Annotated in this window: 9 protein-coding genes; 5 read left to right on the top strand and 4 right to left on the bottom strand. The window is 48.7% G+C overall.

What is annotated here, in order from left to right; translation table 11 throughout:
* Positions 1-1,108, top strand: a 1,108-nt coding sequence (gene radA, locus WBV75_RS00855; protein ID WP_424118773.1) for a DNA repair protein RadA, incomplete at its 5' end; no start/stop codon positions are given.
* Between the two features lie 34 nt (positions 1,109-1,142).
* Here the strand turns inward: radA and WBV75_RS00850 are convergent.
* Both WBV75_RS00850 and WBV75_RS00845 read right to left on the bottom strand, forming a co-directional pair.
* A complete protein-coding gene (locus tag WBV75_RS00850; protein WP_424118772.1) occupies positions 1,143-2,183 on the bottom strand; it encodes an aldo/keto reductase in 1,041 nt (346 codons plus the stop codon).
* Positions 2,184-2,196: 13 nt separating this feature from the next.
* Positions 2,197-2,970 (bottom strand): exodeoxyribonuclease III, encoded by a 774-nt coding sequence (locus WBV75_RS00845; protein WP_424118771.1) that lies wholly within the window; start codon positions 2,968-2,970, stop codon positions 2,197-2,199.
* A 129-nt stretch (positions 2,971-3,099) separates the two neighbouring features.
* Between WBV75_RS00845 and WBV75_RS00840 the strand changes: the two genes are divergently transcribed.
* Complete coding sequence (locus WBV75_RS00840; RefSeq protein WP_424118770.1) at positions 3,100-5,184, top strand: TonB-dependent receptor family protein; 2,085 nt, start codon at positions 3,100-3,102, stop codon at positions 5,182-5,184.
* Here WBV75_RS00840 and WBV75_RS00835 read toward each other — a convergent pair.
* Together WBV75_RS00835 and WBV75_RS00830 are read right to left on the bottom strand one after the other, a co-directional pair.
* Positions 5,181-6,728, bottom strand: a complete 1,548-nt coding sequence (locus tag WBV75_RS00835) for a glycine--tRNA ligase (RefSeq protein ID WP_424118769.1) — start codon at positions 6,726-6,728, stop codon at positions 5,181-5,183. The genes WBV75_RS00840 and WBV75_RS00835 overlap by 4 nt on opposite strands.
* A gap of 37 nt (positions 6,729-6,765) precedes the next feature.
* Complete coding sequence (locus tag WBV75_RS00830) at positions 6,766-7,605, bottom strand: hypothetical protein (RefSeq protein ID WP_424118774.1); 840 nt, start codon at positions 7,603-7,605, stop codon at positions 6,766-6,768.
* Positions 7,606-7,728: 123 nt separating this feature from the next.
* Here WBV75_RS00830 and WBV75_RS00825 point away from each other — a divergent pair, with 123 nt between their 5' ends.
* The 3 genes from WBV75_RS00825 to WBV75_RS00815 are packed head-to-tail and all read left to right on the top strand — an operon-like array spanning position 7,729 to position 10,070.
* Positions 7,729-7,896: a hypothetical protein gene (locus tag WBV75_RS00825; protein ID WP_424118768.1), complete on the top strand. Its 168-nt coding sequence runs from the start codon at positions 7,729-7,731 to the stop codon at positions 7,894-7,896.
* A 14-nt stretch (positions 7,897-7,910) separates the two neighbouring features.
* A complete protein-coding gene (locus WBV75_RS00820) occupies positions 7,911-8,399 on the top strand; it encodes a ComF family protein (RefSeq protein WP_424118767.1) in 489 nt (162 codons plus the stop codon).
* A gap of 51 nt (positions 8,400-8,450) precedes the next feature.
* On the top strand, positions 8,451-10,070 hold the full coding sequence (locus WBV75_RS00815; protein WP_424118766.1) for an Ig-like domain-containing protein: 1,620 nt from the start codon (positions 8,451-8,453) through the stop codon (positions 10,068-10,070).
* The last annotated feature ends 137 nt before the right edge of the window (positions 10,071-10,207 follow it).

Here is a 10,207-nt window from a genome sequence, read left to right as displayed (position 1 = left end):
CGTCCCAGGTTCCTTAACCCTGATCGGAGGCGAACCGGGTATTGGGAAAAGCACCTTAATGCTCCAGACCGCGGTCCGATCCGACCGCAAAACACTCTATATTTCCGGAGAGGAAAGCCAGGGGCAGATTAAAATGCGCAGTGAGCGGATAGCCCCAGCCACAGATTCCTGTTATATCCTGACCGAAACCCTTACCCAGAAAATATTCCGACAGGCGGAAGCCCTCCAACCGGACTTGCTTATTGTTGATTCCATTCAAACGCTTCATTCCGATTATCTGGACGCCTCCCCGGGAAGCGTCTCGCAAATCAGGGAATGTACAGCAGAACTTATTCGGTTCGCCAAAGCCTCAGATACTCCTGTGGTCCTTATCGGCCATATCACCAAGGATGGGAGTATTGCAGGTCCTAAGATTCTGGAACATATGGTGGATACGGTCCTTCAATTTGAAGGAGATCGCAATCACGTCTTCAGGATTCTCCGGGGATTAAAAAATCGCTTTGGTTCTACCGCAGAGCTGGGGATATATGAAATGCAGGCCAATGGACTGCACCCGGTGGCAAACCCTTCCCAATTGCTCTTATCCAAGAACACTGAGTCGCTCAGCGGCACCGCAATAGCCGCAACCCTTGAAGGGGTGCGTCCGCTCCTTATCGAGATCCAGGCCCTGGTGAGTTCTGCCGTCTATGGAACACCTCAGCGCTCGGCGACAGGTTTTCCACCCCGCCGTTTGAACATGCTACTGGCTGTCCTTGAGAAAAGGGCCGGTTTTAAGCTGGCTGCCAAGGATGTTTTTTTAAATATCACCGGAGGAATTCAGGTAGATGATCCCGCCATAGACCTGGCCGTACTGGCTGCGATATTGTCGAGCAATGCAGATATTTCGATTCCCAGTGACTGGTGTTTTGCGGCTGAAGTGGGCCTTGCAGGCGAAATCCGTCCGGTCCCGCGCATCGGCCAGCGGATCACCGAGGCTGAAAAATTGGGCCTTTCCGCTATATTCGTCTCCTCCCACGCCTCAGTTCCGGATAAAAGCCATGCCATAGATGTGCGGCGGGTCGCCCGGGTTGAAGATGTGGTCCGTTCCCTTTTTGGCACAGCTTCTTAGGGTATTCCGATTTTTATTCAAACCCACAGAGTTGTCAAGGAGCTGGATTGGGTATCAGCTTGTGTACTTCTTCAATTTCGGAAAAGACCTCCGGACTCAATTCAATATGGATACTGCCGATATTCTCCCTTAACTGGTCGAGGGTTGTAGCCCCGATAATATTGCTGGTGAGAAAGGGCCGGCTATTTACAAAGGCGAGGGCCATCTGAGCGAGGGTGAGCCCATGCCCCTGAGCAATTTCAGCATAGGCCCCAGTAGCCTCTACTGCCTTTGAATTGCTGTAACGGTTGTAATTGGGGAAAAGTGTCACCCGTGCTTTTTCCGGCTTTTGACCCCCGAGGTATTTCCCGCTTAAAGTCCCGAAGCCCAGAGGGGAATAGGCCAGTAAACCCATTTGTGACCTGTGGGATATCTCACTAAGCCCCACCTCAAAGAGGCGGTTGAGTAAACTGTAAGGATTCTGGATGGTTATCATTCGGGGCAGTTCAGCATGGGCATTGGCTTCCTCCAGAAAGCGCATGACCCCCCAGGGTGTTTCATTGGAAAGTCCTACTTCTCTTATTTTACCATCCCGGACCAGGGTCTGGAGGGTTCGCAGAACTTCGTGGATATTGTCGCTCCAGGCCTCGTTTGGATCCGGGGAGAAGCCCCGTTGCCCAAAATAATTGGTGCTCCGTTCCGGCCAGTGCAGCTGATACAAATCGATATAGTCTGTTTGCAGACGTCGGAGGCTGCCTTCTACAGCATCCCGTATGGCCGATGGTTTAAATCCATCAGTACGAATAAAAGCTGTGAAAGGAGCCGGGCCGGCTATTTTGCTCGCAAGCACAATGTTCTGCCGTTGGCCGTTTTTGCGAAACCAGTTGCCAATAATTTTCTCTGTTACTGCATACCGGTCTTTATGGGCCGGAACGGGGTATAACTCTGCGGTATCAAAAAAATTAACCCCCTGATCCAGGGCGTAATCCATCTGGGCTTGTCCTTCTGACTCCGTATTTTGCCGGCCCCAGGTCATGGTACCCAGGCATATACGGCTCACGCGAATATCAGTATTTGGTAATGTAGTGTATTTCAAATCGACGATTCTTTTAGGAATTCAATCCGTTTAACTCAAGTAATATGGGGCAGTGGTCGCTATGGACAGCCCCTGAGAGGATAACCGATCGCTCCAAAGCGCGCTCCAGTGGTTTGGAGACCATACCGTAATCCAGTCGCCATCCCTTGTTCCGGGACCGGGCCCCGGCCCGGTAAGTCCACCAGGTATAGTGGTGGGGGTCCGGATTGAAATGTCTGAAACTGTCGATAAAACCGCTATCTATAAAGTTTCCTATCCATTCGCGTTCCACAGGGAGGAACCCGGAGACATTTTTATTGCGGACCGGATCGTGGATGTCGATAGGCCGGTGGCAAATATTATAATCCCCACAGATTACCAAATTGGGCTTCTCCACTTTCAGGGCGTCTATATAGCCCTGGAAATCATCCATATACTGCAACTTGCGATCCAGTCGGGCGATATTTGTTCCGGAAGGGATATACAAGCTCATCACGGAAACCCCATTAAAATCTGCCCGAATATTGCGACCTTCTTCATCCATATAGGGAATGCCCGTACCTTTAACCACCTGATCGGGCTCGAGGCGGCTTAGTATAGCCACCCCACTGTAGCCTTTTTTTTCAGCGGGGAACCAGTAGTGGTAGGGATATCCGGCTGCGTCGAACAAAGACAAATCCAACTGGTCTTCCTGTGCCTTGATCTCCTGCAGGCAAATGACGTCCGGGCCGGTATTGACAAGCCAGTCGAGAAACCCTTTTCGCATGGCTGCCCGAATTCCATTAACATTGTACGACGCTATTTTCACTTGCAAATTTTGATCAAAAATAGGCATTCCGCTAGAGGTTTTGAAACCCCGGCCGCGGTTTCGGTTTAGAGGGAAGTTCCTACCTTTGAACCCACAGAGCGCAATCTTCCTTAAAAGTGCAGTCCCTCAATGAGAAGTTCCCTTTTCTACTTTTTATTTCCCATAATTCTGGGGCCCGTAACAGCCCTGGGCCAGGAACAGGCGAAAGACTCCGTGACCTATCTGGATGAGGTAATCCTCGGGGTTACACCCGATATATCCTCCCCTTTGGGGATCACCCCTTCGGATGTTTTAACCGAAAACGCCATCTCCACACAAAGCCCCATAGATTTTGCGGGTACCTTGAATCAGATCCCCGGAGTGTATTTTCTCTCCGGAGCCCTGAACACCAATCGGATTACGATTCGGGGCGTTGGGGCCCGAACCCCCTTCGGGACCGATAAACTGAGGATGTATTACAACGATATTCCTGTCACAAACGGAACAGGGGTTTCAGCCCTGGAGGCTTTTGATCTGGAAAACCTAAATACCATTCGGGTAGTCAAAGGGCCAAAATCCGGGAGTTATGGCGCAGCCCTGGGAGGGGCCATTTTACTCCAGTCCGACATTGCGAGACAGGAGGGTACGTTTATACAAAACCGAAGTAGTTTTGGCTCTTATGGACTCTTTAAAAACAACCTGAGTCTGAACCACAACGGAGGAAAGGTTCAGGCAGAGGTCCGGTATAATCGTATGACAACCCAGGGATATCGGGAAAACAACGCTTTCGACAGGGATGGCCTGCTGGTCAATCTCGGGTTGCAAGCCGGAGCATCGCATAAGCTGAATTTGCTGGTAAACTATATCGACTACAGGGCTGAAATACCGAGTTCCCTGGGACTATCGGATTACCTGACTGACCCGACCCAGGCCGCGGCAAACTGGAGAGAGGCCAAGGGCTTCGAAGCAAACAAATACACCCTGGTGGGGCTCTCGGATGAAATTCACTTCAGCCGCGGTTTTAAGAACACCACAAGTATATTTCTCAGCTATCTCGACCACTACGAACCCCGGCCTTTCAATATCCTCGATGAGTTCACCCTGGGATATGGGGCGCGCTCTGTATTCTCTGCAAACCTCAGCGAAGATCCTGATAAGTCCCGTGTCGTTTTTGGGTTTGAAAGCTACCGCGATGAGTACAACTGGTCGACCTTTGAAAACCTGTATCGGGAGAACGATGGCATGGGAAGTCTTCAGGGGGAGCAATTGAGTCGCAATAAAGAATTCAGAAACCAGTTTTACGCCTTTGCCCAATTTCACTGGCAGGTCACTTCACGTTTAAAGGTCCAGGCCGGGCTCACCCTGAACAAAACCACCTATGACTTCCGGGATCAGTTCCGGGAAGGGGATGAGAACCGAAGCGGAACCCGGGATTTCGATCCGATCCTAATGCCGAGTCTGGATTTGAACTATTCGCTTGGCGCGGATTCGCGGATCTATCTGAATATAAGCCGGGGGTTCAGCAACCCGTCCCTGGAGGAGTCCCTAGCCCCCGATGGTGTGATCAACCCCGATATCAGTCAGGAGAAAGGAATAAACTATGAAATAGGGGGGACAGGATTCTTGTTCGACAGCCGCTTGCAGGGCACCGTGGCGCTGTATCAAATGGACATAAAGGATCTGCTGGTCGCCCAACGCGTTGGCGAAGACGAGTTTATTGGCCGTAATGCCGGACAAACCAGACATCGGGGTATGGAAGTTAGCCTTCAGTATTTTATGCGTCCGGGGAATTCGTGGAATGTGAGCCCCTTTCTTTCCTACACCCTCAATGACCACAATTTTGTGGACTTTCAAACCGAAGATTCGGATTTCTCGGGAAACCCGCTGACGGGGGTCCCTAAGCACAGGATCTATGGAGGTCTGCAAATAAACTCGGAATACGGCTGGTTTTGGAATACCAGCTATCAATTCGTGGATGCCATCCCCCTAACGGATAGTACATCCCTGTACAGCGACGCTTACAGCCTGTTGAATACGCAGTTCGGATACCGCACTCAGTGGGGTTCCCGACTGAATATCAGCCTGGAAATGGGTGTCAACAATATTTTCGACACCCTTTACGCCAGCTCAGTTTTAATAAATGCCACGGGCTTCGGAGGTTCCGAACCCCGGTATTATTACCCGGGGAATGGCAGGAATTACTATGTGGGTATCCTCCTATTGTACGCGCTTTAGAGTCCCGATTTTTGTAGCCAATACCTATATCCGACGGCTTGCTGTATCACTTCTTTAAGCTCAGTGATAGGCAGTCTTTTCTGCTCCATGCTGTCGCGCGAGCGCAGGGTAACTGTTCGGTCCTCAAGGGATTGATGGTCTACAGTAATACAAAATGGGGTTCCGGCTGCATCTTGCCTGCGGTAACGTCTGCCGATGGCATCTTTCTCATCATACTGAACCATAAAATCCCATTTTAAATCCGCCACAATTTCATGGGCGAGATCGGGAAGTCCGTCCTTTTTGACTAATGGAAGTACGGCCGCCTTTACAGGTGCAAGTACCGCCGGGAGTTGCAGTACGGTACGGGAAGATCCGTCCTCGAGTTGTTCATCCCGAAGGGCATTTGAAAACACCGCCAGAAACATCCGATCCAGCCCAATGGAAGTCTCAATAACATAGGGCACGTAATGCGTTCCCAGTTCCGGGTCAAAATACTGTAATTTCTTGCCCGAATATTCCTCGTGACTCGACAGGTCAAAATCAGTCCTGGAGTGGATTCCCTCGAGTTCCTTAAACCCAAATGGAAACCTGAATTCAATATCTGAGGCAGCATCGGCATAATGTGCCAGCTTTTCATGGTCGTGGAAGCGATACAACTCCTCGCCCATACCCAGGGAGAGATGCCATTTCATCCGGGCTTCTTTCCAGTGCTCGTACCATTTCTTCTGTTCCCCGGGACGGATAAAAAACTGCATTTCCATCTGCTCGAATTCCCGCATTCTGAAAATAAACTGCCGGGCTACAATCTCGTTGCGAAACGCCTTACCCACCTGGGCAATCCCAAACGGGATTTTCATCCTTCCGGATTTCTGGACGTTGCTGAAATTCACGAAAATCCCCTGAGCCGTTTCCGGCCTCAGAAAAAGTTCCATAGAGGATTCCGCCGTTGCCCCGAGACGGGTGCCGAACATCAGGTTGAATTGTTTGACGTCCGTCCAGTTGCGGGATCCGGAAACAGGACAGGTAATTTCGAGTTCCTCAATCAGGGCTTTCACATCAGCCAGATCCTCTGCTTCGAGGGAGCGACCCATGCGTTTCAAAATGCCACTCGCCTGTTCCTGGTACTTTACTACCCTGGGGTTTGTGCTGAGAAATTGATTCTTGTCAAAAGCATCGCCAAAACGTTTGGCCGCCTTGTTAACTTCCTTGTCAATCTTTTTCTCAATTTTCCCGACGTAATCTTCAATGAGTACATCAGCCCGATACCTTTTTTTGGAATCTTTATTATCGATCAGCGGGTCATTGAAGGCATCGATATGGCCCGAGGCTTTCCAGGTCGTGGGGTGCATAAAAATAGCAGCGTCGATGCCAACGATATTCTCATTGAGCTGTACCATCGCCTGCCACCAGTATTCTTTTATGTTCTTCTTGAGTTCTGCCCCATTTTGTGTGTAGTCGTAAACGGCGCTCAAACCGTCGTAAATCTCGCTGGATTGGGTCACATAACCGTATTCCTTGGCATGTGAAATCACCTTCTTAAAATCGTCTTCTTGATTTGCCATGCGGTAAAAATAGAATATCTCTAATGAAATCAATCTCCTATTTCAGGCGAAATTCAGAGGTGGAGAGTAATTTTTCGTCCTCGAAAACATTCAGGGTATAGATACCTGCATTCAAAGAGCCTTCGGGGACGGTAATAAAATCGCAAACACTCATCTCTTCTCCGGTGAAGACAAGTTCTACTTTTTTGCTATAAACATTTCCATTTACGGCAACAAGTGAGGCATTATCTTCTATAATTGCCATTTCCGGGCTGAGGAACTGGAGGTAAATTACTTTTTCCTCCATCGTGGTATTCGGATTTCCCTTCACCGTAACACACCCTCTGAGTTTAACAATGTTCGCCGCCTTATTTGTTTTCACAGGTCTGTTTCTTCTCAATCGGAATCCGTTGCCAAGGGGGTCCTCCAAACTGAGATAGCTCTTGCGCTTTAGCTCCATACTAAGCTCCTGGTTTTTCGCGCGCAGCAGGGACTCGGTTTCTGCAAGGGAATTGGTCCTCCCTTTCAAATCTTCCAGCATTTCACGGGTCTCCTCGTATTTACCGGCCAGTTCCGTGTTATTAGATTGCAGTTGTTCCTGTTTATTTTTGATGTTTGTGTACCGGGCTTCGAGGGTTTTCATTTCCCTGCGATATTGCTCGATTTTTGAAATATTGAAATTCAGACGGCCTACGGAGTCGAGCAATTGCTGTACACGGTTATCGCTTTCCTGCAGTTCAATTTCCTGTACTTCGCTGAATGCGAGTAACCGGTCCACTTCAGATTTTATGTATGACAGGTCTTTAATCAGCATGCTCCGCTCCTTCTCCAGATAACTTATCTGCTGTTGGGATTGGGCGTAACTATAGTAAAAAGCAATCAGGATACCGATGATCACTGCAATCAATGTAGAAAAGATGATATTTTTATTAAAACTAGAGTCCTGGAAGGTCATGCAGTGGGCAGCTCAGAAAATACGAGGTTAAACAGTTGAAATCGAATCTTTCAAAAATACTAAATGATGCCCTCACCTATATGGTGCCCGAGCTCTGTTTTGGATGTAATGCCGTATTATATCGGGGAGAACATCTATTGTGCGCATTTTGTCGACATGAATTACCCCTTACCGATTTCAATTTCAGGGATGAAAACTCCGCTGACCGCCTTTTTTATGGTCGTTGTCGGGTAAAAAAGGTGTCGGCCATGTTTTATTACCCCGAAAACGGAATTGTGCGAAACCTCATCCACCATCTCAAATACCGGAAACAGGAGCGTATTGGCATGTGGTTGGGTGCCTGGTACGGACAACAGATACAGGAGGAGGCCAACCTTAAAAATGTGTCGATGGTCCTGCCCGTTCCCTTGCATCGAAAGAAGAAGCGAAAACGTGGGTATAACCAGTGCAGTCGTTTCGGAAAGGCCATCGCCGAACATCTCGGAGCGGTATATTCCGAGAAGTACCTCGTAAAAGTAAACCGCTCTCGAACACAGACTTCAAAAAACCGATGGAAACGCTGGAAAAGCACTGAAGGGGCATATCGCCTGCGCCGACCCGGGGAGTTAGAGGGAAGGGATATCCTCATCGTAGATGATGTCCTAACCACTGGGGCAACCCTGGAAGCCTGCGTACAGGCATTGGATCCCGTTGAGGACAAACGTCTTTTCATCGCCGTGATGGCCGTTGTACCTTAGGCGATAACTTCCCCAAATATGTTGTTTCTTTGTGGTCGATTAGTTTTCGCTATGCAATACCTACGCCGGAACCTGGCCCTGCTTTTCGCCCTTTGCGCACTGGTGGCACTGAGTCACTGCGGGAGAAAAGGAAGCCCGGGCGGAGGCCCTTTGGACACGACACCACCTACACTGGTTCGGGCAGAACCACCGAATAATACCACCCGGTTTAATTCAGATCGAATTCGGTTGTACTTCGACGAGTATATTCGACTGGAAGATGTTCAGAACCAGCTTATTATATCCCCACCCCTGAAAAACAAACCCGTAATCACCCCCATGGGCGGGGCTCGGAAATACGTTGAGATTCAGCTTAAAGATACGCTGCTTGAAAATACGACGTATACCTTTAATTTTGGACAAAGTATCGTCGATAATAACGAGGGAAACCCCAATAATTTCCTTACCTATGTTTTTTCTACCGGGGATTATATCGATTCTCTGTCTCTGAGTGGGGCGGTATCCGACGCGCTTAACTTAAAACCCGAGTCATTTATCAGCGTCCTCCTACATGAAATCGACACGGCTTTTACCGATTCCGTAATCTATAATAAAATCCCGTACTACCTTACCAATACACTGGATAGTGCAGTCACTTTTAGCCTGAACAACCTCAAACCGGGATCCTATCATTTGATCGCCTTAAAAGATGTTGGGAAAAACAATCTCTTTGATCAGGGCGTTGATAAAATTGGGTTTGTCTCTGATACCATAACCCTTCCCACGGACGAAGTCTATGTACTGAATTTATTTCGGGAAATCCCCAATTACGGGGTCCTCCCACCCTCCTTCTCTGCTGCAAACCACTTGGTCTTTGGGTACTACGGAAATACTCCCCCAGTGATCACTATGCTCTCCCAACTCCCGGATAGTGTAGAGACTAAATTGACAAAAGAACCTGGAAAAGACAGTTTAAACCTCTGGATTACCTCAAATTCAGTGGATTCCCTGGTGTTTACCCTGAGGCACCCAAATCTGGAAACGAAAATAGATACCTTCACGGTAAAACCGATAACCAAAGCAAGGGATTCAATGGTTTTAAGTTGGGCCCCACGCCAAAACCTGAATTTCACGGATACCGTTTTTTTGAATGCTTCCCTGCCAATCGCGCAAATTGATACTTCAAAATTTAAAATGATGGGGCAGGATAGCCTCCCTGTCCCCTTTACACCTATTTTAGATACTATCACCAACAGGGTGCGGTTCGAATTTGAAAAGAATGAGGATGCGACCTATTTAATGGATGTTTTCCCAGGGGGTGTTACAGATTTCTTTGGGGATACAAATGACACCTTGCGCAACCGCTGGACTACCGGAAGTCCGGACGACTACGGGATTCTGAGGTTGATCCTGACAGGAGAAGTTGAATTCCCGATAGTCGTGCAACTTCTCGACGAAAGAGATGAAATCAGTCGCAGCCTTTTTCTGGAACAAAATACAAACGTGGAATTCCCGAGTTTACCTCCTGGGAAATATCGGATTCGTCTGATTTTTGACAGCAATAAAAACGGGCGATGGGATACCGGGGACTATATGGATAAAAGGCAGCCCGAGCGCATTATTTACTACCCCGGAACTGTGGAAATCCGTGCCAATTGGGAACAGATGGAAACCTTTAGGATTCAAGAGTAAAAGAATCCCGGTCCTGAAGGAATTTTAAAGAGGTACGTGCCTGTTCCAGGTGATTTTTATCAAGAGTAGCGTAAAGGATTTCTTCCCTGTCCGAAAATACCAAGCGCTCTCCCAGGGAATCGTAGATAGCACTGTGT

Source organism: Robiginitalea sp., from assembly GCF_049588695.1.
Classification (GTDB): domain Bacteria; phylum Bacteroidota; class Bacteroidia; order Flavobacteriales; family Flavobacteriaceae; genus Robiginitalea.
Note: the sequence above shows the minus strand (reverse complement) of the source record. Positions and strands in the feature narration are given on the sequence as shown.

Bases quoted from the DNA above. Each gene is read 5' to 3' on its own strand.
- WBV75_RS00835 (WP_424118769.1), bottom strand. From the start codon at position 6,728: ATGGCAAATCAAGAAGACGATTTTAAGAAGGTGATTTCACATGCCAAG.
- WBV75_RS00825 (WP_424118768.1), top strand. From the start codon at position 7,729: ATGCCCTCACCTATATGGTGCCCGAGCTCTGTTTTGGATGTAATGCCG.
- WBV75_RS00815 (WP_424118766.1), top strand. From the start codon at position 8,451: ATGCAATACCTACGCCGGAACCTGGCCCTGCTTTTCGCCCTTTGCGCA.
- WBV75_RS00840 (WP_424118770.1), top strand. From the start codon at position 3,100: ATGAGAAGTTCCCTTTTCTACTTTTTATTTCCCATAATTCTGGGGCCC.
- WBV75_RS00820 (WP_424118767.1), top strand. From the start codon at position 7,911: ATGTTTTATTACCCCGAAAACGGAATTGTGCGAAACCTCATCCACCAT.